The sequence below is a fragment of the Candidatus Binataceae bacterium genome, from assembly GCA_036495685.1.
Taxonomy (GTDB): Bacteria; Desulfobacterota; Binatia; order Binatales; family Binataceae; genus JAFAHS01.
Map to the genome: position 1 here is coordinate 1 of DASXMJ010000228.1, position 24203 is coordinate 24203.

Below are 24203 nucleotides of genomic sequence, written 5' to 3' on the forward strand. Positions count from 1 at the left end.
GACGCGATTTCTTCACCACTGACGCAATGGTGAGAGCAGCACCATAGCTCCGCAGTCGCGTCCTCTTGACGGGTGAGCCGGTATTTTCGACCGGCTCACCCTCCTGTGCGATTAAAAATCCCTGAACCCCTTGAGGCTGCACATTCTCGTCCTGGTCACCGTGCAGAGGGCGCTGTGGCCCTGAGGATTTACGCCTGCACGACCGAAACCCCCACGGGGCATCGAGGCAGAACTTCGGGGCCGCCCTTGCGCATGGGACAACCGGCATTAAACCACGGTGGCACATGCAACGTCGTGAATGCCTTCCCGACTCGCCTATCGCGCCGACGTGACCGAGTGGCCAAAAAGCGGAGCGCGACAGGTAGATCCGTTTTTTTGCGACACCAGGCGAGGCAGTGCGTTCAGGGATGGACAGTCCCTCTCTGCGCAAGTCGATCGCTTATTCTGAAAGGTCGCGGCCGTGCTGGCCGAGGTCGAAGGTCATGCCACGAAACGCCGGCTCTTCTCTCGCCATTTCCGCGAAAACCGCCTCGGCGGTATAGCGACGCTCGGCGCCATCGAGCGCGCGTCCCAGCCGCGCGATTGCTTCGACGGCAGGGAGTGCCTGTCCGGGCGGCGGAAACGCGCTCTGAATGCGTTGCACGCGGCCTTTGAAGTTTGTGAAGCTGCCGTCTATTTCCGGGTAGGCGGCAATCGGCCATATCTGGTTGGCCATCTGACCGGTCAGATTGGCCTCCGTGTCCAGCACCAGCAGATAATCCAGCGGTCCAAATCGCTTCAGGAATTCCTCTTCGCCGAGCACTCTAACCAGGTCGGCGCGCACGGTGATCAGCATTTTCAGCTCGCCGGCCGCGATCGCATGGGTGAGAGAATCGAGTGCCGCGAGCGGGATGCCAAGCGCTTGCAGGCCTCGGGCATTGGGGTTCTTGTTGGCGCGAATCAGCAGGTCATCGTCGCCGCTGCTCCCCGGCGCCGACCAGTCAAGACCGGCTATGCGATCCGATCCGATGGTCGTCGCGAGCAGTTGCTTGAGCGCGAAAGCCTCCTCGTTGGTCGCCTGCGCTCCCACTACCGCGCCGATTGCGTTCGCGCCCGATTGACCGCCGATTTCCATGATCCGCGTCGCCGCGCGGCGCAGCGCCTCGGGCCATCCTTCCACCACCATTCGATCATCGGACTGGCGCAGCGGCGTGGTCAGGCGGGTTTCGGTCTGAAGGGCCGTGAAGCTGTGCCGCCCTTCATCGCACATCCAGTAGCTGTTGACCTCGGGGTTATGGCGCGGCTTGTAGCGATAGATTCGCCCGCGCTGGTGGTGAATGTCGATCGCACATCCGCGTTCGCAGCCCGCGCATACCGAGGGCGTGCGATGCAGGTACCAGACCCGCATCCGGAAGCGAAAGTCCTTCTCGGTCAGCGCACCTACCGGACAGATATCGATAACATTGCCGGCGTACCGGTTGTTGATCGGTTTGCCGGGATAATGATCGATCTCGTTGTGATCGCCACGGCCGAAAATCGCCAACTCGCTGGTGTGGGTAATCTCATCGAAGAACCGCGTACAGCGCGCACACAGGATGCAGCGCTCCTGGTCCAGCATAACGTCCGAGCCGACATCGATCGCCTTGCCCTTCTTGTTCTTCTTACCAAGTTGAAAGCGCGACGGCTGTTGGTCGTAGTCCATGTAGTAGTCTTGCAGCTTGCACTCGCCAGCCTGATCGCACACCGGACAATCGATCGGATGATTGATGAGCAGAAATTCCAGCACCGCTTTCTGCGCGGTCTTGGTGCGATCGCTGGTGGTGTGCACCACCATTCCATCCGCGGCCCGTGTGTTGCACGCGATTTGCAGCTTGGGCGCTTTTTCCACGTCGACCAGGCACATCCGGCAGTTGCCGGGAATCGACAACCCCGGATGATAGCAATAGTGCGGAATCTCAATTCCCGCGTGATCTGCCGCTTGGATCAGGTTCAGTCCGTCTGCGACTTCGATTTCCTTGCCGTCGATGGTGAGCTTCGGCATCAGGCGTGCTCTTCTTCGTACGCGCTATGCGCGGGAGGCGCGAGACGTCCGTCGCGGTCGCGGAACGGGCAGCGCCCCAGCCGCACGTGATCTTCGAACTCGGACCGGAACTTGGTAATGAAGCCGCGCGTCGGCATCGAGAGTGAATCTGCCAGCACGCAGATGGTATTGCCTTCCATGTTGCTCGCGATGTTGAGCATCAAATCGAGGTCCTGCTGCTTGCCGCGCCCCGCTTCCATGTCCACCATCAGCTTCTCGATCCATCCGCATCCCTCGCGACACGGCGTGCACTGCCCGCACGACTCGTGATGGAAGAAATGCGCTACCGTACGGAGCACGTCGACCATGCAGGTGTCGTCGTGCATCACCATCACGCCCGCGGTCCCCATCAGCGACCCGGCCGCGCGCACCGAATCGAAATCCATCATCACCTTCTCAGCTTCGGCGGCGGTAAAAGGTGGAAAGGACGCGCCCCCCGGAATGACCGCCTTGAGCTTGCGTCCGCCGGTGATTCCTCCGCCGACCTCGTGGATCAGGTCCTTCAGCGGAAATCCCATCGGCAGCTCATAGAGTCCCGGTTTGTTGATGTGGCCCGAAAGGCAAAAAAGCTTCGGCCCGGGGCTCTTCTCGGGACCGATCGATCGATACCAGTCCGCGCCCTTTTTGATGATCCACGGCACATTCGAGAGCGTCTCGACGTTGTTGACTACAGTGGGCGACCCGAATGCCCCTTGGATGGCCGGAAACGGAGGACGGTTGCGGGGATAGCCGCGTTTACCCTCGAGCGATTCCAGGAGCCCGGTCTCCTCTCCGCAGATGTAAGCGCCCGCGCCGCGATGGGTGTAAATCTCCACGTCGAAACCGGAGCCCATGACGTTCTTGCCGAGATAGCCCTTGGCCCGAGCTTCGGCAATCGCGGTTTCGACAATTTTCTTCTGAACCGTAAACTCGCCGCGAAAATATATATACGCGACGTGCGAGTTAACCGCGCGGCATGCGATCAGAACCCCCTCGATGACCTGGTGGGGATCGAGTTCGAGCTGGTAGCGATTGGCGAAGGTTCCCGGCTCGCTTTCATCCGCGTTGCAGCACACGTAGACGGGTTTCTTCGAGTCCCTGGGAATAAAGCTCCACTTGGTGCCGGTTGGAAACGCCGCCCCGCCCCGCCCACGGAGATTCGAGTTCTTGACCTCGTTAATAATCTCTTCGGGCTTCATGTCGAACAGCGCCTTGCGCAGCGCCTGGTAGCCGCCGTTCGCTTCGTACACCTCAAGCCGTCGGATATCAGGGATATCCAGCCAGCGCGTAAGAATTCGTTCCATCGCGTACCGATTAAACGGGCTGCGGGGCGAACTAAGCCGCCTGATGCTTATCGCTGAGCGCGAGGAGTTTCTGCTTCTGCCCCTGAATCTTGCGCTGCAACGCCATCAACGCGTCCAGGACCGACTCGGGCCGCGGCGGACATCCCGGCACATACACGTCGACCGGCACGATTCGATCGATCCCGGGAAGGGTCGCGTAATTGTCATAAAACCCGCCGGTCGATGCGCACGCGCCGAAGGCCATTACCCATTTCGGCTCACCCATCTGCTCGTAGACTCTGCGCAGGATTGGCCCCTGACGAACCGACACGGTTCCAATAACCATGAGGAGGTCCGCTTGCCGCGGCGTGAACCGCGGCAGCAGCGCACCAAATCGATCGATGTCGTACGGCGTCATGGACAGCGACATGTACTCCATCGCGCAGCACGCGGTCGCGAAAGGATAGGGAAAGATGGAAAACTTTCGTGCCCAGCCGAGTGCCTTGTCTAGCCGCGTCAGAATCGCGGTGTCGCCGAGCAGAATTTCGTCACCCTTCGACAACGCTTTCACATTGTCACTGGCTGTCATTGGTGCCTCTATGATCTCAAGGTAGCAAGCGATCCTCGCGCGGGTCAATGAACGGGCGGAAACCAGAGGATTGCGGCGGACTCTTGTGCTCGGAACTTGGGCATCCGGCTGGGCCCGACCGACGAAAATCCCGACTCTCGACCAATCGACCAGTCCACTTTCCGCGCCCGAAGCGATCGGAAAGCGGACGCTTCGCAACAATTCCGTGGCTTGTCTTCAACTCTGCTTTGCTGGAAGCGAAGGTTGCTGCTCGCTGCAATCCTCTCCAGAACGTCACGACAGCCGCAGGACCGCCGCGCCCTTTATCTCATCGTGCTTCAGCATCCCAAGCGCGACGTTGGCCTCCGACAGCCCGAATGCGACGGTGTGGGTGCGCACCGGAACTTCCCCGGCAATTTTGAGGAACTCTTGTGCGTCGGCGCGAGTGTTGGCCGTGACGCTTCGAATTTCGCGCTCATAAAACAAGTGCTTCTCGTAATCCAGCTGTGGAATCGGACTCAGATAGATACCTGCAATCGCGAGGATGCCTCCGCGATCCAGTGCTTCCAGCGCCGGCAACACCAGGTTGCCCGCGGGTGCGAACAGGATTGCAGCGTCGAGCGGCGCCGGAGGAGACTCGTCCGCGTCCCCGATCCACTCGGCGCCGAGCTGCGATGCCAAGTCGCGGTGCACTCCCCCGCGGCTCATCACGAACACGCGGCATCCCCAGTGCTTCAGCACTTGGAGTGCGATATGCGCGGAGCCGCCGAATCCGTAGAGACCAACGGTAGCACCGGGCCCGATGTCGGCGCGTTTTATTGCGCGAAACCCGATGATTCCCGCGCACAACAACGGCGCTGCCTCTTCATCACCAATCGTGTCCGGCAACCGGTACACAAACTTCTCGCGCGCCACCGCGTACTCGGCGTAGCCGCCATCATGGTCCCATCCCGTGAAGCGTGCGTTAGGACACAAGTTCTCGCGACCGCGCAGGCAATAGGCGCAGGTTCCGCAAGTCTCGCGCAACCATGCAATTCCAACCCGCGCTCCTTGCGCAAACCCCGTGGCGCCCAAACCGCGCTTCTCGACGGTGCCTACGATCTCGTGTCCAGGAATCACCCGTGGGAGCCGAGGGGGGAGATCCCCTTCGGCGACGTGCAAGTCGGTGCGGCACACACCGCAGGTGAGGATTCGAACCAGAACCTCGCCCGGTCCTGGATCCGGAACGGCCGTCTCGACTTCGCGAAGCGGCGCCGATTCGATGGGCGCCGGCTCATGCACCGCCATCGCTTTCATGATTGCGAGTCTCTGCTCAATCTTAGAACAGAACTAAGGCGAGGTGGAGCCTCCAAGGTCTCAGGTCGTTTAGGTTCATAAACCGCCAGTGTCGCAGCGACCATTGATTCCTTCACCGCGGTATGGGATCGAGAGTGAGCTGGCTCGAGCGGCAGACGGCTTAAATCCGAAAACTGTACTGACTAGACCTTCAGGTCGGAACGGGTTGCTGGTCGGCTCGGACGCGGTCCTGCGTATTGACCGTTCGAAAGCACTTGGCGACCGCGCCCGCCAAATTCATCGATCGACCGAAGGCGACAGATCGACTAAAGCGCTGGAGATGTCCGAAAGCTGCGCAATCCGGGTTCGTTGTTGCTGACGAATCGGTGGCGCGCGGGTGAAGACATCAACGAATCACAAGTTAATTTGGGGACCGTTGGGCTAGTTTATGCCATGATCCCACAAAGTTGCGGAGAGATAAGCGATGCAGCAGGGCGAACTGATCGAGCGGATTATACGGTTGGAACGGCAGCAGGCTGAGCTTAAAAGCGCAAATCGCCGGCTTCGTCTGGCGACGGGTGCTTTGCTGCTGTTTGCGGGTGCAGGGGTTTTGATGGCGCAGATGCCGAGAGCGGCGCAGAACCGAAGCCTCGAAGCCGAACAATTCGTGCTCCGCGACAGCCAAGGCTCTGTGAGGGGTGCGATGGGTATCGGTGAGAACGGGACGGTCGGCATTAACCTGGACGATGCCAAAGGCGCAACCAGGATCAGTATAGATCTTACGGCGGACGGATCGCCCGGCGTGGATCTCTACGATCAGAGCGGCAGAGAACGCGCGACGATGGCGCTGGGGCCGGAAGGAACGCCGGGCCTTGGACTCTATGATGCAAACGGCAGGTTACGAACTTCCCTCGATGTCCCCGCCGCGAAAACTCCGGGACTGGCCTTCTACCACCCGGACGGCAAGCCGGCGTGGGGTGCGCCCTGAGGGCCGCGTGGGGCCGCGCTGCAGCTAAGGTGGAGGACTTCCTCAATGGAACGCGCAATCCTGACCATCGTTGCGCTGAGTGTGTTGGCGGGACTCGGACTCAGCGGGTGTGTTGGACCTGGATACGGCCCGACCTACGGCTATCCAGAGTATGGTTACGCGCCTTACTCTTATGGGTTCCCCGTCTACGCAAGTGGTTACCAGCCGGATTTCGTCGTGCATCATCCGTGGGAAGAGCATCATGCGTATGGACATCCCGCTCACTTCTTCCGCGCCCCAGAAGCGGGCCACCCGGGCGGCGGCTTTGCCGGGCATCCCGGCGGAGGAGGCTTCGGCGGTAGCGGTCACGGTGGCCGACGCTAGACTTCGGTCTCCTCGAAGCTTCCGGAACACCCCTCTTTTCAAGAGTTGCGCAACTTCGCTTCCACGTTAGTTTGGAGACAACTGCCTAAGCGGGTACCTCAGAGTAAGGCAGGAGAATCTCAGTGGGCAAATTAAGGAGGGGAATGATTGTCGATAGCGCACGAATTAGTGCTGGATGAACTGCGCGCAGAAGACTACTTCGCCGAACCTCACTTACCGCGACATCATTCGCGGCAACCTCCGTTCCCCGCCGCAGATCCTCACGACCCGGGAGGGATCAGAGTTCGAAGTCGGCTTCTTCGATAATTTTTCCCGTGCGATACAGAAAACGATTTCCCAGCACACCGTCGATGACCCGATGGTCATACGACAGCGCCAGATACATCATCGCGCGAATCGCGATCGCATCTTCGCCATCGACATCGATCACCATGGGCCGCTTCTTGAGTTCGCCCATGCGCAGAATTCCCATCTGGGGCTGATTGATAATCGCGAAGCCAAAAAGATTTCCCTCACGACCGGGATTCGACAAGGTGAAACTCCCACCGGCCAGATCGTCGGCGGTGATTTTGCGGTCGGCGATCTTGCGTCGCAAGGTTTCAATTTCGCGCGCGATACCAACTACCGACAATCCTTCAGCCCGCTTGAGCACTGGCACCAGCAAGCCTTCCTCGGCGTCCATTGCGATGCCGAGGTTGATCTCCTTCCTGATTACCAGGGAATCGCCCACCACCGCCGCGTTCATCCGCGGGAATTCCTTGAGCGCCCGGACAGTGGCGGCTGCCACCAGGGGCAGCAAGGTGAGCCCGAACCCCTCGCGCTCCTGAAACGCATGCTTGTGCGCCTCGCGCAGGCGCGTCACGCGCGTCATGTCAATCTCCGCTAGGGTCCCGACGTGCGGAGAATGAGTCTTTGAATAGACCATATGCTCCGCAATGAGCTTGCGCCTGCGCGTGAAGGGTTCGGCTACATCACCCTGGTGAGGTTGATAGACGGGCGGCAAGTAGGCTCCGCCCGCGCGTCCCGCGGCTGCGGGGGGCACGGCCGCGAGCGGGGGCGTGACGACTGCACCGGGCGGCGCAGGTTTTGTGGAGGTCGCCGGGGCCGACCCGCTGCGCAGCGAATCCAGATACTGCTGGAGATCGCGCTTGGTTACCCGCCCATCGATTCCCGTGCCGGAGATCAGATCGAGATCGACGTCATGTTCCTGCGCCATCCGCAGTACCACCGGAGAATAGCGCCTCGGCGCTCCCCCGTCGGCTCCCGGAGCGGCCGGTGTGCGACGCGGAGCGGGCCTGACCACAGCAGGCGGCGCGATTGCGGCAGGGTCGGGTTCCGACTGCGATTCGCCTACCGCTCTGAGCCACGGCTCCGGCGGGTGCGCCTCGGGCCGGGAGGGGTTCACTGGGGTTCTGGGAGCACTTTCCTGCGCCCTTCCGCCATCGCGCTCTTCGATGATCGCGAGCCGGCCTCCAACCGGAATCGTCTCACCTTCCTGCGCAACTATCCTTGCGATGCGCCCGGTCCCGGGCGATGGGATTTCGGTGTCGACTTTGTCGGTCGAGATTTCGCACAGTGGCTGATCCTCCTTTACCAGATCACCCTCTTTCACCAGCCACTTGGTGACGGTCCCTTCCACCACGCTCTCGCCCATTTGCGGCATCGCGACTTCGATAGCCATATCAGTACGCTGCCAGGTCCCGAATTGCGTCGACGATCTTGTTGGTGTTGGGAAGGATTACTTCCTCCAACGGGGGGCTGAAAGCGGTATGCGTATCGAGCGCGCCGAGCCGGCGGACCGGTCCGTCGAGATACTCGAAGGCGAACTCGCCGACCAACGCCGCAACTTCGCCACCGATCCCGCCGGTGAGACGATCTTCGTGCACTACCAGCACTTTTCCGGTTTTCCGGGCGGTTGCGAGAATGGCCTCGCGATCGAGCGGCAGCAAGGTCCGCAGGTCGGTCACTTCCACCGACAGGCCATCTTCCTTTTCCACGATTCTCGCCGCATCCAGCGACTGCGCCAAAGTTCCGCCATAGGTGATGAGCGAAAGGTCAGTGCCTTCCTTGCGGAGTTCCGCGACGCCTATCGGTACCGTAAAATCGCCTTCCGGCAGGTCTTCTTTGATACTGCGGTACAAGCGTTTGTGCTCGAAGTAGATGACGGGGTTGTTGTCGCGGATTGCGCTCTTCAGCAACCCCTTCGCGTCATATACCGTTGCCGGCGTCACTACCTTGAGCCCCGGTACGCGGGTAAACCACGCTTCGGGATTCTGCGAATGGAACAGAGCGCCATGAATTCCCGCTCCGGAAGGCGCACGCACGACGATTGGGCAGGCGGCACGACCGCCGTGACGATAGCGGAGAGTCGCGGCCGAGTTGACGATCTGATCGAAGGCACACGAGATGAAGTCGGCAAATTGCATTTCGAGCACGGGGCGCATCCCCAGAACCGCCGCGCCGATTCCAGCCCCGACGATCAGGGCCTCGGAGATGGGGGTATCGATCACCCGTTCCTCGCCGAACGCCTCCAGCAGACCTTCGGTAGCCTTGAATGCTCCACCCAGCTCCGCAACGTCCTCGCCCATGACAAACACGTTCTCGTCGCGCCGCATCTCCTCGAGCAGCGCCGAGTTGATCGCCTTGATGTAGGTCATCTCCATCGCGCGTCTCCTACTTGCCCTTAGGCGCCGGGGCCGGCGAGGGAGCCGTCAAATCTTCAAGTGCTTCTTCAGCTTTGGGCAGGGCGCTACGCTCCGCAAAATCGACCGCTTCCTGCACCACCTTCTGCGCGCGTTCGTCGATCTGTTCGCGGATGTGCTTCACGTCGTGGCCCTTTTTCTCCAGGAACAGCTCGTAGCGGGGGATCGGGTCGCGGCTCTGCCACTCGATGAGCTCTTCTTGGTCCCGGTAGAGCGCGGCGTCGTGCTCGCTGTGTCCGCGATAACGATAGGTCTTGCATTCGATCAGCGCCGGCCCCTCGCCCTTGCGGATTCGTGCCACCGCCCGCTCGGTGACCTCGAGCACCGCCAGCAAATCGTTACCGGAAACCGTGTGGCCTTTGAATCCGTAGGCCTGCGCCCGGTCTGCCACGTCCTCGATAGCCATCTGCTTTTCGAGCGGCGTCGAGTACGCATAGCGATTGTTCTCGCACACGAACAGCACCGGCAGCTTATGCACGCCAGCGAAGTTCATCGCCTCGTGCACGTCGCCGCGCGAGGAAGCGCCTTCACCGAAGAAGGCCACCGCGATGTTGTTTTCGCGTTTCATCCGGAATTTGAGCGCGGCACCCACCGCGATCGGCAGCGAGGAGCCCAGCATCGAGGTCGATCCGAAGATTCCATGCTCGAGGTCGCCGCCGTGCAGAAAGGAGTCCTTGCCGCGCGACAGCCCGGTCTCCTTGCCCATCAACTGGGCCATCAAGCGGCCAGCATCTACGCCCCGCACCAGAAAGACTCCGAGGTCTCGATGGAGCGGGGCTACAAAATCTCCGTCGCGTAGCGAAGCACAGATGCCGGCAACGATCGCCTCCTGTCCGGCGCCGGAATAAACGCCGCCGAAAATCTTGTTTTGCCGATGCAGGCGTGAGACGCGCTCTTCGAAAGCGCGCACCAGCTTCATCCAGTAGTAGAGCTGAAGTTCCTGCTCGATTCGCGCTGCAGGCTCCGCAGCGGTACGCGCGCCTTCGGGTTGAGACATGAGCGCTGGTCTCCTGGAGGCATGAGAACTTTGGGTAAGGATAGCCCAGGCCAGTCAAGCGCAACAAACCGGAGAGGCGCGCCCGGTCTGTACGCAACCAACTCGCCGGAGTTTTCAGCCGCAGACCAGCTGCACATGGTGCGTGCTGGCGGAGGCCGCCACCGAACTTTAAGTGATCCTGCGCTCAGCGCAGCGCCGAACGGATCTTCGCCAGCAGCGTGGGATCGGCGGCGAAGCGCCCGATCGCCGCGACGCGTTCGGCCAATTCCAGCCAGCGCTGGTCCCTGGCAAACACTTCTTTGAAGAGCGGCAATGCGTCCTCAAGGCGCTCTGCATTCACCAACGCGATCGCATGCCAGAAGTGCATCTCCGGATTGTCTCCTATCAGTGCCTGCGCCTTGCGATACTCGCGGGTGCCCCCCTCGATATCGCGACGCGCGAATGCGGTCTCGGCGGCTATGCGACAAAGGTAGGCGCGCCGCACCCCCAGCAGCCGTTTGAGTTCCACCAGCGGCTGGGCAGCGTCTTCCACCCGGATATCGATCATTCGCTCGGCCCAGGGTCGTCCGGTCGCAGTCGCATCGACTACCAACATGGCGGCAGACTGCATTCCTCGGATATCACCACCTTCGCCCTCTGCCGCCTCCAGCGCTGCCATCAAGCGGTCGGGCAGGTCACCGCTGGTTGCGCGATATGCGTCCGCCATCGCGGGCCACACGCTCTTGCGATGCATCATGTTGGCCTGCACCGAAAATCCCTCGCCGACGAGGTGGCCCGCTTCGGCGATGCATTTGGCGCCCGTATGGGCTGCGGCATGTCCGTTAGCGTCGACCATCGCGACCTGACGCACGTCGCGCTCGGAATCCGCGGCCGCCAGACCCGCCAGCGTATCGGGCGCACTTCGGCCCGAACGCATGAGATCAAGCCCGAGCTTTCCGTAACTGGGATCAACGAACGATTGGGTCGCGACCGCGCCAACGCCCGCCTCCGCCCAGGTGACGACCGAGCCGACCGAAAAATAGTGCGATTGCACCGCAACCCCAAGCCGTCCGCTGGCCGGATCGCGCGCGACAATCGAGTAGGTTGCGACCAGGTCGGGGTAAGGTTGCTGTCCATCCATTCGAGACAAGCTAGCCGCTGATGCGCTTACAGGGAAGCAAGGGCCTAGTGACGTAATCGCGAGCGCCCGTGAAAATTGGCAGCTGGACCCGCTCACCTCGTCTTCGCCGCGAGCGTTACACCCAACGAGACACCCGCCGAGAAGGCACGCCGGGCGACGGCGTGCGGGGCGACCACCCGGCCGCCGCAGCGACCAAGCTGGACACGATTCGATCCATCTGGCAATGGTTGGGCAATTTTTCGGGAGAGTCACAAGATGCTCGATCACATCGGCATTCCAGTCTCCGAGCTTGCGCGCAGCAAGCAGTTTTTTGTCGCAGCGCTCGCCCCGCTCGGTTACAAGGTGATATTTGATTTACCCACTGCCGTCGGCATGGGCGATGAAGCGTTTCCGTCGTTCTGGATCGGCGGGAGTGAGTCACGCGATCCGTTGCATATTGCGTTCTCCGCGGCTAATCGCGCAGCTGTCGACGCCTTCTATCGGGCCGCGCTGGCAGCCGGCGGCCGCGACAATGGACAACCGGGAGTGCGCGCGCAATACCATCCAAACTACTACGCCGCATTCGTGTACGATCCGGACGGCAACAACATCGAAGTGGTGTGCCGCAAGGGATAGAGAGGCGCAGTTTAGACTTCGCGGTCGATTTGCTCGTCGATCAGAATTGCGAGACTGTCGCGATAGGGCGATGGACGCAGCTCATTGAGCATCTCGCGCGCATTCCCGACTTCCACCGATGCCAGCGACCGCGCCTGCGCGATCAACTCCGGATCGCGCAGGATTTCCAGGGCGCGATCGAAAGCGGCGCCGCTAAGCCCGCTGCCGTTCTGAAACAACTCCTTGAGTTCCGGGTTGCGCTGCGAGGCCAGCACCACCGGGAGCGAGGGAATACCTTCACGCAGGTCTGACCCGACCGGCTTGCCAATCTTTTCCTCCGGACCGAGGATGTCCAGCACGTCATCGATCATCTGGAACGCCAAGCCGATCGTGAGGCCGAGTTTCGCCATCGCATCGATGGTGTAGCGCGAAGCGCCGGCAAGATCGGCGGCGACTTTTCCCCCGGCATGAAACAGCGATGCGGTCTTGCGGGTGATAACCGCGCGATAGTCGCGAATTCCCGCGACCACGCTATGCCTGAGCCGGCCCTCCATCACCTCGCCCTCGGTCAATTCGATGCATGCCTGGGCGGCGGTGCGAACCAGGTGCTCTTCGAAGCGGCCGCACAGTTCGAACGCGCGGCAGAACAGGAAGTCTCCCGCGATGAGCGTTGGCGCAAAACCGTACCGCGCAAGGGCACTCGGTTTACCGCGCCGGAGCTGGCCACCGTCGATGATGTCGTCGTGCAGCAGGGTCGCGGAGTGAATCAGTTCCAGCGCGATCCCGGCGTCGATCGCGTCGACCACCTTCTCGTCACTCCCGCCGCATGCTCGATACACCAGGAGCACGAAGGTGGGGCGCAGTCGCTTGCCGCCGCCGTCGACCAGGTAGTGACATACTTCAGAAATCAGCGACTCATTCGAGTCGAGCAGCCGCTTAAGTTTGGCCTCCGCGGCGGCAAGATCGCGCTCCACCACCCGCGCGGGATTCGGTGCAGGAGCAGCCTGGGTGTGAACCAGCTCGATGGCCTTTGCTTTCTTCACGGGCTAGCGGAATAAATCTGCTTCGGCCGGTCGAATCAATACTTTGGCACTTCCGTCAAAAGGCTGGTAGGCGTAACCGCGCACCAGGACCGCCGGAACGGCGGCGGCTTTTTCCATCAACAGGCCCGCAGCTGCTGCCAGTTCGTCTGCGATCGCCACGACCGTGTGCTCAAGTTCGCGCCCGCCCAGATCGGTGGTCCCGCGCAGATCGAGGATCGGGTTCATCCCCGCAATCCCAAGACAGATCTCGGTGAGTCCGTCGCGCCATGGCCGCCCGAAGGTATCGGTGACCAGCACCGCGATTTCCAGCCCGCACAGATTTTTCAGTCCGGCGTGAATTCGCGCCGCCGAGGCATCGGGATCTTCCGGCAACAGGATCGCGCTATCGTCGGTCAGACTGTTGGACTCGTCGACGCCCGCGTTCGCGCACACCCACCCTTGCCCGGTTTCAACAATGATCACGCCGCGATCATTTCTTACGATCCGGTTGGTCTGCCTGAGCACCAGTTCCACCGCTCGCGGATCTTTCTCCCATCGTTTCGCCAGGCTATTTGCGAATTCCGATGGCGCAATAGTCTTCAGGTCAACGACCCGCCCCTCGGCCTTGGAGACCACCTTCTGGCAGACGACCACGATGTCGCCGGCCTGTAACTTGAGGCCAGTTTTTTCGATTCCGCTCGCGATCAGCCGGGCAAGATCATCGCCCTTGTTGACCAGTGGAATTCCTTCGATCGCGCTGAGCGTAATTGAGCGCATTGACCGCTAAGCTACACCTCAAGGGCGCGCAGGACTACGTCTGCCAGCCGCGCGGCCCTGGATGGCGTAGTCATGATGGTATCAGTCACAAGGGTTCGCATCCCTAGCTGCTCGATCCTGCCGGCGTACCGGCCGTCAACCTTGTCCATCACGAATACCCCGACGATGTCGCGGTACAGCTTTGCGACGCTCACCGGCGATACTGCCATCCCCAGTCCACGCAGCATCCTATCCGCCGGACCCTTAATGGTCCGTCCGCCCACGATCGGACTGATGGCCGCAACCCGCCGCCGCGAGTGGGCCAGCGTTTCGCGGACCCCGGCGAGGGCCAGAATCGGCCCCAGCGAGACGAACGGGTTGGAAGGAGCGAGAATCGTGGCTGCCGCCGTGCGCAGAGCGTGGAGCGCCGCGGGCAGCGCCCGGGCACGGTGCGCGCCCCGCAGTTCGATGCGCTCGACCGTGCCGCGTGCCCGGCCGCGTACGAAATATTCCTGAAATGGCAGCGCGCGGCTGCCGCGAATCTTCACGAAGGTCCGCAGCGGATCATCGCTCATCGGCAGTACCTGCGACCTTACGCCAAGTGCGCGCGCGATTTCATTGGTCACCTCGGAAAGGCGCGCACCACTGCGCAGCCGTTCGGTCCGGTAAAGGTGGGTCGCAAAATCGCGATCCCCCAGCGCGAACCAGGGCTTTCCATAGAAGCGTGCCAGTTCCCCGAGGGTCGTAAATGATTCGTCGAGCCGTCCCCATCCCTGCTGGCGATTGACCAGATTGGCCAGCGTGTAGGTGATGGTGTCGAGGTCGGGAGAGACGTGAAGCCCATAGAAGGTCTCATCGTCTCCGGTGTTGACGACGACAGTCAGGCGCTGCGGGGCGATCCGACGAACCAGGCCGCGGATCAACTTAGCTGCACCCACTCCCCCCGCAAGCGTGACTATCTGCTTCGACGGGGGGAGCGGAGATCGGCCGCGCACCATTCGGAGCCTTTCTTCCGTAGAGCTTCTTGTAGAGCGTGCTGCGCTCGACCGCGACCCTGCCCATTTCGTGCGCCTTCGCTTCGATCAAATCCACCGGAACGAATTCGCCGGCGTCGCCACCGGCTTGCGCCGTGATGCTTTCCTCCATCAGGGTGCCGGAAAAATCGTTGCACCCGGTCTTGAGGGTTAGCGCGGCGAGGTCGACCCCGCATTTCACCCACGAGGTCTGGATGTTGTTGATCTGCCCGCGCAGGAACAGCCGCGAGAACGCGTACATCTGGAAATCCAGCTCGCCGCGTCCCACCGGCTTTACCAATCCCTTGCGGAACATCACCGTATTCTCGTGGATGAAACGCAGCGGCACGAATTCGGTAAAGCCGTGGGTCTCCTTCTGGATCGTGCGGAGCAGGTCAAGATGATTCACCACGTGACGCGGCGTCTCGATATGACCGTACATCACCGTGGAAGTCGTCGGTACGCCGATCGAATGTGCGGTGGTTATGATGTCCACCCACGCGGCCACATCGACTTTCTTATGGCTCAGGATCTCGCGCACACCGTCGTCGAGAATTTCCGCGGCCGTGCCCGGAATCGATCCGAGCCCGTGGTCGCGCAGCATCCCGATATAGTCCGGATATTCCATCCGCGCGCGCTTGGCGCCGTACATGATTTCCATCGGCGAGAACGCGTGCATATGAATTTCCGGAAAACGCGACTTGATGACATCCAGCAGGTCGCGGTACTTGAAGGCCGGCATGTCGGGATTGATCCCGCCCTGCATGCATACCTCGGTGGCACCGCGCGCGACTGCGTCGGCTACCTTGCCGAGGATCGTCTCATCCGAATGGTCGTACGCATCCGATTCCCAGCGCTGGCGTTTGAACCCGCAGAACTGGCATCCGACGAAACAGATGTTGGTGAAGTTGATATTGCGATTGACGACGTAGGTGACCTCGTTGCCGACATCTGTGGCGCGCGCGAGATCGGCGCATTTCACCGTTGCACGCAGGTCGTCATCCCTGCTGGTGTACAGCGCGAGCCCTTCGTCGGGCGTAATTTCGCGCTGCTCCAGGGATCGTTCCAGGGTTGCGCGCACACCGGGCGATGCTTTTTCCAAGAGCGCATCGAGCGGCGCCGCTTCTATCTCGTCGACCCAGGTTCTCCAGTACTCCAGATTCATGATTGGCCTCCGACGGTTCGAGCCCACATCGCGCGCACATTGGTCGCGACCGCCGGGTCGAGCCACTCATCTTCTATATATTCGGGGTAAATTGCCAAACGCTCGCCGAGCGTAAAGCCCGCGCGGGCGCATCTTTCACCAAGACGCTCGATATGCGGCCACGGCGCCTCGGGATTTACGTAGTCCTTGGAGAGCGGTGAAATTCCACCCCAATCGTTGATCCCGGCCCGCAGGAAGAGCTCGATCTGGTTGGGCGACAGGTTCGGCGGAGCCTGCACGTTGGCCTTGGATCCCAGCACCAGGCGGGCGGTCGCAATCGCGCGCACCATGTCGAATGCATCGGGCTCGGGCGCGTCGGCCATCGCAATCTCCGGCTTGGCCCGGAAGTTTTGCACTATCACTTCCTGCACGTGCCCATGGCGTTGGTGCGACCCGCGAAGCGCAAGCAGGCTCTGCGCGCGTTCCGCGGTGGTCTCGCCTATCCCGAGCAGGATTCCGCTCGTGAAAGGAATCTTCAACTCGCCTGCCTCGTCGATCATCTTCATCCGCAGCGCCGGGTCTTTGTCGGGCGCGGCCTGATGGACTCCGCCTCGCCCGCGCAGGCGCGGCGAGATGTTCTCCAGCATCAAACCCATGCTCGCGTTGAGCGGGCGTAGCATCGCCATTTCTTCGCGCGTCATGAGCCCCGCGTTGGTATGCGGCAGCAGACCTTGTTGCAGCGCGATCTCGCAGGCTCGCGCGACGTACTCGATGGTCGAGCGTACTCCAAGTTCATCGAGCGTGGCACGATATTCCCGAAACGCGACTTCGGGCTTGTCACCCAGGCACATCAGTGCTTCCTTGCATCCGAGCTCATGCCCACGTCGTGACCAGGCCGCAATCTCCTCGGGACGCATGGTCCACGCGCCTGGATCGCCGGGATCCTTGCGAAACGTGCAGTAGGTGCAGCGGTCGCGGCACAGATTGGTGACCGGCAGAAACACCTTGCGAGAGTAGGTAACGTGACGGCCTTTGCCTCGATCACGCAAATCGCCCGCGGCTCCTATCAGGTCGTCGAGGTCGCGGTCGGGACACTCGATCAGCGCGATCGCATCAGCTTCGGAAAGCGGGTCGTCGGCCAGCGCGCGGTCGAGAATCTCCCGAGTCGGGGCGTCGGCGCGCGCCGCTGACTGTGCTGCAAGAGAGGGCGCCATTGTTCGGACTTATAGGCCATCACCCCGGGGCAGGCAACCTAGTTGCATTTCGATACTGTAGCCCAGGCGGCGCGGCAGCGGCTAACAAAGGGATGCAGAGTAATCGTCCTTGCTCCTGTGCAGGACGCGGCCTGCTGCTGCAATTCTCCGCAGGTTACCCCTCAGCAGCTCGCGCGGATCACCGGAATGCCGGTATCACGTCCTCGGCGAAGCGCTGGAAATCCTCCAGGAAGAAGGGCGCCATCGCCATGAAAATGAAGTGGGTCACTCCGGCCTTGCGGTAGCGTTCTATGGTGTCCAGGCACTCGTGCTGGTCGCCAATCATGATTTGCTTGCGTGCTTCCTGCGGCTGCTTGCCGCTCATCGCACCGATGATCGACATCATGACTTCCTCGCGCTCCTTGGGCGCGCGATAGCAAAGCCCAATCATCACAGTCTTCTCAATTTCGTCCGGGTCGCGGCCTTCGGTGTCGCCATGCCGGTTGATGACGTTAATCAGATGCGTCATGCGCTCGGCGTCTCCGTTCGCGTTCCACATGTCGGCGTGACGTGCGACGATTTTGAGCAACGTCTTTTCGCCCTGCCCCCCGATCATGATCGGCGGATGTGGCTTCGAGAGCGGCTTTGGATTGCATACTGCATCGACCACCTTGTAGTGACGCCCCTCCAGCGAGGTCTTATTCTGCGTGAACATGCCCTTGATGATCCGCAACGACTCATCGAGCGCTTGCAGGCGGCCCGGGATGGTTTTGAAATCGACCCCGAAGCTCTGATGCTCGAGCTCGAACCAGCCTGCGCCGATTCCCAGGTTAAACCGCCCGCCCGACACATTGTCGAGGGTCGCCGCCATCTTCGCGGTGAGACACGGATTCCGATAGGTGTTGCCGTTGACCAGAGCTCCCAGCCGCGCCCGTTTGGTGTGCTGGCTAAGGGCCGCAAGCAGCGTCCATCCTTCCATGCAGGGTCCGGTCGGATCAGGCACAAAGATCGGGTAGAAGTGATCGAACACCCATAGCGAGTCGTATCCCCAGCCGTCGGCTTTGCTCCACAGTTCGGTCAGTTCGGCCCAGCTGACATTCTGTTGTCCGGTCTGAACTCCGAAACGAATCGGATGCCTTTCGCCCATGTGCGGATTCCTCCGTGGTACGGGATGAAGGTTAGTCTTTTTCAACCATCACGATCGCGGCCGCGGCCATCCCTTCGGCGCGGCCCAATGCCCCGAGACCTTCGGGGTTCGAGGCCTTGACGTTCACCCTAGACTGATCGGCGCCGAGCGCATCGGCCAGGCGCACACGCATTGGGGGCAAAAAAGCGGCCAGCTTCGGTGCCTGCGCAAAAATTGTGAGATCAGCGTTGGTGAGGCGCCATCCTTTTCCGGCCGCGGTCCTCCAGACCTCGTTCAACAAGCCGATGCTGTCCGCGCCGGCGTAGCGAGGGTCATGGTCGGGGAAATGCTGCCCCAAGTCACCCTCGCCGAGCGCGCCTAGGATCGCGTTCGCCAGGGCGTGTGCAGCTACGTCACCGTCGGAGTGGCCCTGCAGCCCCCTGGGATAGGCAATTTGGACCCCGCCGAGAACGAGCCTTCGGCCCGGTACCAACGGATGAGAATCGAATCCCTGTCCTACGCGGTACCCCATGGACGGTCAGGCTCCGCCGCGCAGACCACTACCTGCGTTGACAAGTTGCGAGTGGCTGAGCAAGCTTCTTGGCGATAACCGGCAATAAGGAGCGCCCGCGATGCCGTCATTTTTGAAGAATCCCAAGGTCATAGTCGGCGCTATCGTCGTCCTGTGGGTCGCCTACGTGATCTCCAACAATCTAGAGAAAAGCGTCGATTTCCGACTCTTGCCGTTCAACATTCTCACCCTTCAGCTCCGCGTTGCGGCGCTGGTCGTCGCTTCGGCTCTGTTCGGCGTGCTGGCGACGATCGTCATTCAGTTCTTGTGGAAACGGCGCTCGAAGAACGCGGTGTCGGCCGCATCGGTCACCAGAAGCAGCACCGCGCAGTGATCGCCCGCACGCAGCTGGTTCACCTCCGCCGGTCCGATCAAGAGGCCGTCGGCGCGGGCGACGGAACTGAAAATGCCGGAGCCCTGGTTGCCGGTCGGGACTGCGAAGTATTCGTGGTCGCGCCGCTCCACCTTCACCCGCACGAACTCGGTGAGCCCCGTGGCCAGCTTGATATCGGTGGCGCAGCGCACCGTGATGCGGGGCAGACCTAACTCGCGCCTGCCGCTCATCTTGAGCAAGGCGGGCCGCGCGTAGAGATAAAAGCAGACCAGGGTTGAAACCGGGTTGCCCGGTAGCCCGAACACCGGGCGATCGCGCAGCGTGCCGAATTTCAGGGGACGTCCTGGTTTTTGCGCAACCCCATGAAAAAGCGTCTTTGTCCCGAGTTCATCGAGTACGGTCTTGACGTGATCGAACTGTCCAACCGACACCCCACCCGTCGTAAGGATCGCATCGAAGGCAACTGCCTCTGCCAGGCGCTCCCGAACTTCGGCCGGTGTGTCGCGCGCGACACGAAGTATCGAAGCATCTCCACCCGCTTCCCGAATCGCACCCGAAAGCGCATACGCGCTCGAATTCACCACCTGTGCTCCGCTTGGTAACTCATCCACGTCCACCAATTCGTCGCCGGTAGCAACAATCGCCACTCGGGGTCGGCGATAAACCCCCACCATCGCCCGGTTCAACGCCGCGAGCATCCCGAGATCCGCGGCCCCGAGCAGCTTGCCGGGGGTCATCGCGACCTCCCCTCGTTTGAGGTCCTCACCGCGCGGGCGGACGAACGCATTAGGTGGTGCGGGTGCGAGTATTTCGACCTGGTCGCCGCTGCCGCGCGTCTGTTCGATGGGAACGATCGCGTCTGCACCGCGCGCGATTGGAGCGCCGGTCATCGTCCTGGCGGCCTGACCGAGTCGCACCTCGTGCGCCGGCATGGTGCCGGCCGGCACGGTCTCGGTTACGTTAAGCCGCACGGGGCTCGCGGCGCTCGCGCCGGCGACATCGGCGGCGCGAACCGCATAGCCGTCCATCGCTGAATTGTCGAACCCGGGGATATCTCGTGGCGACTGAACCTCCTGCGCCAAAACCCGCCCCAGGGAGTTAAGCAGAGCCACCCGCTCAACCCCTAGCGGACGTACCGCGTCCAGCACCATGGTCAGCGCTTCATCGACACCAATCACAAATCAGGAGAATACGCGGCTTCGGGGCCGTTGAGAACCCGAAGTGTCAAGTCCACGAAAAGGAGCGAGTCGTGAGCCGGTTAGTCGGCGAATGCCGTCCGCAGCAGCGGAACGCGGACTTTGTAGCTGTGAGCGTAGGGCGGTATGCGATCACGCAGCAAGGCGGGATTCAGATCGTGGAGTTTGGCCACTGTAGTACGATACGAGCCCGCCAACTGAGAAAGCCTTGTGCCGCCGCGCACCGGAACTTCGTGATACTCAGGAGGTGCGTCGCAGTCGAGGTGGACAATTCGGTAGCGAGTGGAATTGTGCGCCATGAATGCGAAGGCCATGAAGCGGCCCATCAAGGCGCGGGTCTGGCCGGGTAACAGGTCCATGAACCGATTGAAGTTATCGCCGCGCAGCAGCCAGTAGCGGTCGATCGCCAGGTCACCCCCATTCCATCCGACTACCGCAACCCGCCAGTCGTAACCGGCTGCCTCGTGAAGGTCAGAGAGATACTCGGCGGCCGCCTTGGTGGAAAGAACCGGGTCACGGCGCTCATCCACCCACTGGTCGACCCGCAGTCCATACTTTTGGGCGGTTCCTTTGTTAAACTGCCAAGGTCCTTTGCCGCGCTCGCTGAAATCGCTCTCCGCGAAGCTCAAATAAAGCAGGTCGTCGGGAACGCCCTTGGCGCGGAGGGCCTGGGTCATTTGCAGGAAAAATGGCCGACTCCGCTCAACCCCGGCTTCCCACGATGCGGGCCGGCTCACATAGTCATCGACGTATTCCTGAACCAGCCGGTTGAGGAGAATCGGGAATGGAGGTACCGGCCTAGGCTGTCCAATTACAAACGGAGAATGAAGCGTAGAACTGGGCTCGAGTTTGACCGGGTCACGGTTAAAGTTGAGGGGGTCACCAATGGCAGGCCCAGCAGAAATCGTAGGGGCGAGCGGGGTTTCGATTGCAAATCCGGACGCCGCCGCGAAGAGCGGCATCGAAATCAGAGCCAAGGATGCACTGAGTATGGCTTTACGTCTAGGCATTCTCCCCCGAGAACCGCCCAAACCCTAACCGGTGAGGCGGCAACGGTCAACCACGTCGCAAGGGATCGGGCATTAAAAAAACTGATATGAGTCGTATGCGCTGTTAATAACTTTCACGCGTAGAACCACAACTCTCCCCATTTTCCTTCGGTTTCAAGCCAACTCTTAGTTGACCATGGTCTTTATGATAGGTTCGTAAGGCAACTCAAGCTGGAGCGCCCAAGTCCATCTAATCGATAGTGAATCTCTGGCGCGATATTATCGACAGCCTGCCCGACGCGATTGTCGTCGTGTCGAACGATGGTTGTCCCCTCCGGGTAAATCCAGCCGCCGAAACCATGCTCGGGAGCTCGACCATCGGGTCGCATGAACTCGCGGACCTGCTCGGGCAAAATCCTTGGCTGCAGAGGATGATTCAGACCTGCCTAGAAAGTGGGCAAACTTTGGGAGACCCGGACGCACTCCTGAGTGTGGGGCCTCGATCAATGACGGTCCGGGCCGAAGTCTCCCCACTGCTTGCTGCCGATACGCGTCCCGACGGTGCCATCGTCCTGCTTCATGATCTCTCCCATGAGAAGACCGCCGCGCAGACCGCGGAATCGGTAGAGTCAAGCCTGCGACTTTCTCCCGCCGGACTGGCGCACGAAGTCAAAAACCCTTTGACCGGCATCAAGGGGGCGGCTGAGCTTCTGGCCTCGATGTATCCCTCCGATGGGCGGGCCCAGCAGTACTGCGGCGTGATTCTGGATGGGGTAAATCGGATCGCCGCGCTCGTGGAACAGGTTCTCGCCGTCAGTTCCCCTCAGCGTCTCGCGCAAGATCCCGTCAATATCCATCAGGTCTTGCATCAGTCGCTCAGGATGGCCGGGCTGTACCCGAGTGCTCCCGACACCGTTCGCATCGTTCAAGACTTCGATCCAAGCTTGCCGGAAGTCATCGGCGACGCCTCAGCGCTGGAGCGAGCGTTCCTCAACCTGGTCAAGAATGCCGCCGAGGCGATCGGCGGCGAGGGGGTAATCCGTCTCCACACCCGGATGGAAAGCGAATTCCGCATGACCGCCGAGGGCCGTCGCCGACAATTCTTGCGCGTCGAGGTTAGTGACAGCGGGCCCGGGTTGGCCGAGGAGGAGATCCATCAACTTTTCACCCCCTTCTTCACCACCAAGCCAGACGGAACCGGACTCGGGCTCGTGTTAAGCCAGCGTATCGTCGCACTTCACGGCGGCAGGTTATGGGCTTCGGCAGGCGGGGTCGGCCAGCGCTCCGGTCGTACTGAGCAGAGAGCGGGCATGACGTTCAAAATCACGCTCCCGGCGGGCGATCGATGATTGTGAAGCGATGACTCGCTGCTGGGTGACTATTATTGTTACGATGAATCGACACCGGATCTAGCAATGCCATCCGCAGAGCCCAATCTTCCTGACAACCCCGGAATCGAGACCCCTCCCCGGGCGCGAGTCCTCATTGCTGACGATGACCCGGCGATCCGGCTCGTCCTGCGGCATCGGCTGGAAGCCGAACAATATGCGGTCGAGGAGGCCTCGGACAGTGCCAACGCGCTTGAGCTGCTGCGCTCCGGACGTTTCGATGTCGCGCTGGTGGACATCATCATGCCCGGCCCTGGCGGACTGGAAGTTCTGACCGCCGCACGGGGCGAAAATATCCGCACCCTCATTTTCATAATCACCGCCGCGAGCACGATGAACAACGCGGTGGAGGCGATGAAGCGCGGCGCCCATGACTATCTGACCAAACCTTTTGTCAATCTCGACTTGGTGGCCGCCACGGTGGGACGAGCGGTGGAAGTCGCGGAGCAGGCGGCCGACCTCGATCGGCTCAAGAACGAGGTCAATCGCCAGCTGGTGGGCGGCGAAATAATCGGGCGCAGCCCGGCAATGCAGGAAGTGTACAAGCTGATAGGGCGCGTCGTCACGAACGATGCGACTGTGCTGCTGCTCGGCGAGAGCGGCACCGGCAAGGATCTCGTCGCCCGCGCGATTCACTTCAAATCGGGGCGCTGGCGGGCCCCGTTCGTGGCGGTGAACTGCTCGGCGATTCCGCAGGGCCTGTTGGAAAGCGAGTTGTTCGGCCATGAGCGTGGCTCGTTCACAGGCGCAAACGAGCGAAGAGCTGGCAAGTTCGAAATGGCCGACGCGGGGACCATCTTCCTCGACGAAATCGGCGACCTTCCGCTCGAGCTTCAACCCAAACTTCTGCGCGTGCTTCAGGAGCGCGAGTTCTCCCGGGTCGGCAGCGTCGAATCGCTACGGGTCAAGGCGCGAATGATTGCGGCCACCAACCAGGATTTGCAGAAACTGGTCGCCGCGCGACGCTTTCGCGAGGACCTCTACTTTCGCCTCCATGTCATCCCGATTCATCTTCCGCCGCTGCGCGACCGCCGCGAGGACATCTCCGAACTGACCGACTATTTCGTCGGCAAAGCGGTGCGCGAGATGGGTGCGCGGGTCACCGCGATTGGCGTTGAGGCGCGCGCCAAGCTCGCGATGCACGATTGGCCCGGCAACGTCCGCGAACTGGAAAATGCGGTCTTGCGCGCCGCCCTGCTCGCCCCCGGAAATACCATTCGCGCGGAGGATATGGAGCTGTCGTCCAGTGGTCCCCCGCCGCAGCCGAGCGCCGAATCGCTCGCCACCAGCGGCGATAGTGCCGCGCTCGCTGAATTGATCGCCGGCCGAATCGGACAATGGCTCGACGCGCCGGATGGCGAAGAGCCGCGGGATCTATACGAAAAGTTAGTGGCCGAAATCGAGAAACCGCTCATCGAGCTGGCACTCAAACGCACCGGCGGCAACCAGGTTAAAGCTGCCCGTATGCTCGGACTGAATCGCAACACACTGCGCAAGAAGATTACCGATCACAAGATCGTTCTCACCAAGTATCCCGGCTAGC

Annotated in this window: 23 protein-coding genes; 6 read left to right on the top strand and 17 right to left on the bottom strand. The window is 61.5% G+C overall.

The annotated features are described in order from the left end of the window. Positions 1 to 439: 439 nt before the first annotated feature. The 4 genes from VGI36_20380 to VGI36_20395 all read right to left on the bottom strand — a co-directional run bounded on the left by VGI36_20380 (position 440) and on the right by VGI36_20395 (position 5185). On the bottom strand, positions 440 to 2020 hold the full coding sequence (locus tag VGI36_20380; protein ID HEY2487508.1) for a 2Fe-2S iron-sulfur cluster-binding protein: 1581 nt from the start codon (positions 2018 to 2020) through the stop codon (positions 440 to 442). Continuing rightward, a complete protein-coding gene (nuoF, locus tag VGI36_20385) occupies positions 2020 to 3342 on the bottom strand; it encodes an NADH-quinone oxidoreductase subunit NuoF (protein HEY2487509.1) in 1323 nt (440 codons plus the stop codon). Before nuoF ends, VGI36_20380 begins: the two co-directional genes overlap by 1 nt. A 31-nt stretch (positions 3343 to 3373) precedes the next feature. Next, complete coding sequence (gene nuoB / locus VGI36_20390; GenBank protein ID HEY2487510.1) at positions 3374 to 3910, bottom strand: NADH-quinone oxidoreductase subunit NuoB; 537 nt, start codon at positions 3908 to 3910, stop codon at positions 3374 to 3376. Between the two features lie 273 nt (positions 3911 to 4183). Then, a complete protein-coding gene (locus VGI36_20395) occupies positions 4184 to 5185 on the bottom strand; it encodes a zinc-dependent alcohol dehydrogenase family protein (GenBank protein HEY2487511.1) in 1002 nt (333 codons plus the stop codon). A gap of 463 nt (positions 5186 to 5648) precedes the next feature. On the opposite strand from VGI36_20395, the gene VGI36_20400 reads away from it, so the two are divergent. Both VGI36_20400 and VGI36_20405 read left to right on the top strand, forming a co-directional pair. Beyond that, complete coding sequence (locus VGI36_20400; protein ID HEY2487512.1) at positions 5649 to 6152, top strand: hypothetical protein; 504 nt, start codon at positions 5649 to 5651, stop codon at positions 6150 to 6152. Positions 6153 to 6197: 45 nt separating this feature from the next. After that, complete coding sequence (locus tag VGI36_20405; GenBank protein ID HEY2487513.1) at positions 6198 to 6515, top strand: hypothetical protein; 318 nt, start codon at positions 6198 to 6200, stop codon at positions 6513 to 6515. 277 nt (positions 6516 to 6792) lie between these two features. Here VGI36_20405 and VGI36_20410 read toward each other — a convergent pair whose 3' ends face one another. The 4 genes from VGI36_20410 to VGI36_20425 all read right to left on the bottom strand — a co-directional run bounded on the left by VGI36_20410 (position 6793) and on the right by VGI36_20425 (position 11334). Then, positions 6793 to 8196, bottom strand: coding sequence for a dihydrolipoamide acetyltransferase family protein (locus VGI36_20410; protein HEY2487514.1), 1404 nt, complete (start codon positions 8194 to 8196; stop codon positions 6793 to 6795). A 1-nt stretch (position 8197) separates the two neighbouring features. Beyond that, on the bottom strand, positions 8198 to 9178 hold the full coding sequence (locus tag VGI36_20415) for an alpha-ketoacid dehydrogenase subunit beta (protein ID HEY2487515.1): 981 nt from the start codon (positions 9176 to 9178) through the stop codon (positions 8198 to 8200). 10 nt (positions 9179 to 9188) lie between these two features. Beyond that, positions 9189 to 10214 carry a thiamine pyrophosphate-dependent dehydrogenase E1 component subunit alpha gene (locus VGI36_20420; protein HEY2487516.1) on the bottom strand — a complete coding sequence of 342 codons (1026 nt, stop codon included), beginning with the start codon at positions 10212 to 10214 and terminating at the stop codon, positions 9189 to 9191. 184 nt (positions 10215 to 10398) lie between these two features. Continuing rightward, positions 10399 to 11334 (bottom strand): DUF1028 domain-containing protein, encoded by a 936-nt coding sequence (locus tag VGI36_20425; GenBank protein HEY2487517.1) that lies wholly within the window; start codon positions 11332 to 11334, stop codon positions 10399 to 10401. Positions 11335 to 11589: 255 nt separating this feature from the next. On the opposite strand from VGI36_20425, the gene VGI36_20430 reads away from it, so the two are divergent. Next, positions 11590 to 11949 carry a VOC family protein gene (locus VGI36_20430; protein ID HEY2487518.1) on the top strand — a complete coding sequence of 120 codons (360 nt, stop codon included), beginning with the start codon at positions 11590 to 11592 and terminating at the stop codon, positions 11947 to 11949. An 11-nt stretch (positions 11950 to 11960) separates the two neighbouring features. Here VGI36_20430 and VGI36_20435 read toward each other — a convergent pair whose 3' ends face one another. From VGI36_20435 to ispF, 7 genes are all read right to left on the bottom strand, one after another. Further along, on the bottom strand, positions 11961 to 12971 hold the full coding sequence (locus VGI36_20435; protein ID HEY2487519.1) for a polyprenyl synthetase family protein: 1011 nt from the start codon (positions 12969 to 12971) through the stop codon (positions 11961 to 11963). Between the two features lie 3 nt (positions 12972 to 12974). Beyond that, positions 12975 to 13727 carry a coenzyme F420-0:L-glutamate ligase gene (cofE, locus tag VGI36_20440; GenBank protein HEY2487520.1) on the bottom strand — a complete coding sequence of 251 codons (753 nt, stop codon included), beginning with the start codon at positions 13725 to 13727 and terminating at the stop codon, positions 12975 to 12977. Positions 13728 to 13738: 11 nt separating this feature from the next. Then, positions 13739 to 14704, bottom strand: coding sequence for a 2-phospho-L-lactate transferase (gene cofD / locus VGI36_20445; GenBank protein ID HEY2487521.1), 966 nt, complete (start codon positions 14702 to 14704; stop codon positions 13739 to 13741). After that, positions 14631 to 15884 carry a 5-amino-6-(D-ribitylamino)uracil--L-tyrosine 4-hydroxyphenyl transferase CofH gene (gene cofH, locus VGI36_20450; protein ID HEY2487522.1) on the bottom strand — a complete coding sequence of 418 codons (1254 nt, stop codon included), beginning with the start codon at positions 15882 to 15884 and terminating at the stop codon, positions 14631 to 14633. The genes cofD and cofH overlap by 74 nt, the downstream gene beginning before the upstream one ends. Further along, positions 15881 to 17077 carry a 7,8-didemethyl-8-hydroxy-5-deazariboflavin synthase CofG gene (gene cofG, locus VGI36_20455; protein HEY2487523.1) on the bottom strand — a complete coding sequence of 399 codons (1197 nt, stop codon included), beginning with the start codon at positions 17075 to 17077 and terminating at the stop codon, positions 15881 to 15883. The genes cofH and cofG overlap by 4 nt, the downstream gene beginning before the upstream one ends. Before the next feature lie 178 nt (positions 17078 to 17255). Next, the gene (locus tag VGI36_20460) at positions 17256 to 18203 is read right to left on the bottom strand and encodes an LLM class F420-dependent oxidoreductase (GenBank protein ID HEY2487524.1); all 948 of its coding nucleotides are present in this window, start codon (positions 18201 to 18203) and stop codon (positions 17256 to 17258) included. 31 nt (positions 18204 to 18234) lie between these two features. Next, positions 18235 to 18714, bottom strand: coding sequence for a 2-C-methyl-D-erythritol 2,4-cyclodiphosphate synthase (gene ispF / locus VGI36_20465; GenBank protein ID HEY2487525.1), 480 nt, complete (start codon positions 18712 to 18714; stop codon positions 18235 to 18237). A gap of 100 nt (positions 18715 to 18814) precedes the next feature. Here ispF and VGI36_20470 point away from each other — a divergent pair, with 100 nt between their 5' ends. Next, on the top strand, positions 18815 to 19087 hold the full coding sequence (locus VGI36_20470; GenBank protein ID HEY2487526.1) for a hypothetical protein: 273 nt from the start codon (positions 18815 to 18817) through the stop codon (positions 19085 to 19087). Here VGI36_20470 and glp read toward each other — a convergent pair. Together glp and VGI36_20480 are read right to left on the bottom strand one after the other, a co-directional pair. Further along, positions 19012 to 20265: a gephyrin-like molybdotransferase Glp gene (gene glp, locus VGI36_20475; GenBank protein ID HEY2487527.1), complete on the bottom strand. Its 1254-nt coding sequence runs from the start codon at positions 20263 to 20265 to the stop codon at positions 19012 to 19014. The genes VGI36_20470 and glp overlap by 76 nt on opposite strands. Positions 20266 to 20345: 80 nt before the next feature. Then, the gene (locus VGI36_20480; protein HEY2487528.1) at positions 20346 to 21293 is read right to left on the bottom strand and encodes a transglycosylase SLT domain-containing protein; all 948 of its coding nucleotides are present in this window, start codon (positions 21291 to 21293) and stop codon (positions 20346 to 20348) included. A 239-nt stretch (positions 21294 to 21532) separates the two neighbouring features. On the opposite strand from VGI36_20480, the gene VGI36_20485 reads away from it, so the two are divergent. Both VGI36_20485 and VGI36_20490 read left to right on the top strand, forming a co-directional pair. Then, the gene (locus tag VGI36_20485; GenBank protein HEY2487529.1) at positions 21533 to 22621 is read left to right on the top strand and encodes an ATP-binding protein; all 1089 of its coding nucleotides are present in this window, start codon (positions 21533 to 21535) and stop codon (positions 22619 to 22621) included. Between the two features lie 66 nt (positions 22622 to 22687). Beyond that, entirely contained in the window at positions 22688 to 24202 is a 1515-nt protein-coding gene (locus VGI36_20490; GenBank protein ID HEY2487530.1) for a sigma-54 dependent transcriptional regulator, read from the top strand. Position 24203 lies beyond the last annotated feature (1 nt).

Coding starts and splice junctions, on each gene's coding strand:
- VGI36_20425 (HEY2487517.1), bottom strand. CDS start 11,334: ATGGATGGACAGCAACCTTACCCCGACCTGGTCGCAACCTACTCGATT.
- VGI36_20410 (HEY2487514.1), bottom strand. CDS start 8,196: ATGGCTATCGAAGTCGCGATGCCGCAAATGGGCGAGAGCGTGGTGGAA.
- ispF (HEY2487525.1), bottom strand. CDS start 18,714: ATGGGGTACCGCGTAGGACAGGGATTCGATTCTCATCCGTTGGTACCG.
- VGI36_20395 (HEY2487511.1), bottom strand. CDS start 5,185: ATGAAAGCGATGGCGGTGCATGAGCCGGCGCCCATCGAATCGGCGCCG.
- VGI36_20405 (HEY2487513.1), top strand. CDS start 6,198: ATGGAACGCGCAATCCTGACCATCGTTGCGCTGAGTGTGTTGGCGGGA.
- VGI36_20490 (HEY2487530.1), top strand. CDS start 22,688: ATGCCATCCGCAGAGCCCAATCTTCCTGACAACCCCGGAATCGAGACC.
- cofH (HEY2487522.1), bottom strand. CDS start 15,884: ATGAATCTGGAGTACTGGAGAACCTGGGTCGACGAGATAGAAGCGGCG.
- VGI36_20460 (HEY2487524.1), bottom strand. CDS start 18,203: ATGGGCGAAAGGCATCCGATTCGTTTCGGAGTTCAGACCGGACAACAG.
- VGI36_20400 (HEY2487512.1), top strand. CDS start 5,649: ATGCAGCAGGGCGAACTGATCGAGCGGATTATACGGTTGGAACGGCAG.
- cofG (HEY2487523.1), bottom strand. CDS start 17,077: ATGGCGCCCTCTCTTGCAGCACAGTCAGCGGCGCGCGCCGACGCCCCG.
- cofD (HEY2487521.1), bottom strand. CDS start 14,704: ATGGTGCGCGGCCGATCTCCGCTCCCCCCGTCGAAGCAGATAGTCACG.
- VGI36_20415 (HEY2487515.1), bottom strand. CDS start 9,178: ATGGAGATGACCTACATCAAGGCGATCAACTCGGCGCTGCTCGAGGAG.
- VGI36_20380 (HEY2487508.1), bottom strand. CDS start 2,020: ATGCCGAAGCTCACCATCGACGGCAAGGAAATCGAAGTCGCAGACGGA.
- nuoB (HEY2487510.1), bottom strand. CDS start 3,910: ATGACAGCCAGTGACAATGTGAAAGCGTTGTCGAAGGGTGACGAAATT.
- VGI36_20420 (HEY2487516.1), bottom strand. CDS start 10,214: ATGTCTCAACCCGAAGGCGCGCGTACCGCTGCGGAGCCTGCAGCGCGA.
- VGI36_20430 (HEY2487518.1), top strand. CDS start 11,590: ATGCTCGATCACATCGGCATTCCAGTCTCCGAGCTTGCGCGCAGCAAG.
- cofE (HEY2487520.1), bottom strand. CDS start 13,727: ATGCGCTCAATTACGCTCAGCGCGATCGAAGGAATTCCACTGGTCAAC.
- nuoF (HEY2487509.1), bottom strand. CDS start 3,342: ATGGAACGAATTCTTACGCGCTGGCTGGATATCCCTGATATCCGACGG.
- VGI36_20480 (HEY2487528.1), bottom strand. CDS start 21,293: ATGCCTAGACGTAAAGCCATACTCAGTGCATCCTTGGCTCTGATTTCG.
- VGI36_20470 (HEY2487526.1), top strand. CDS start 18,815: ATGCCGTCATTTTTGAAGAATCCCAAGGTCATAGTCGGCGCTATCGTC.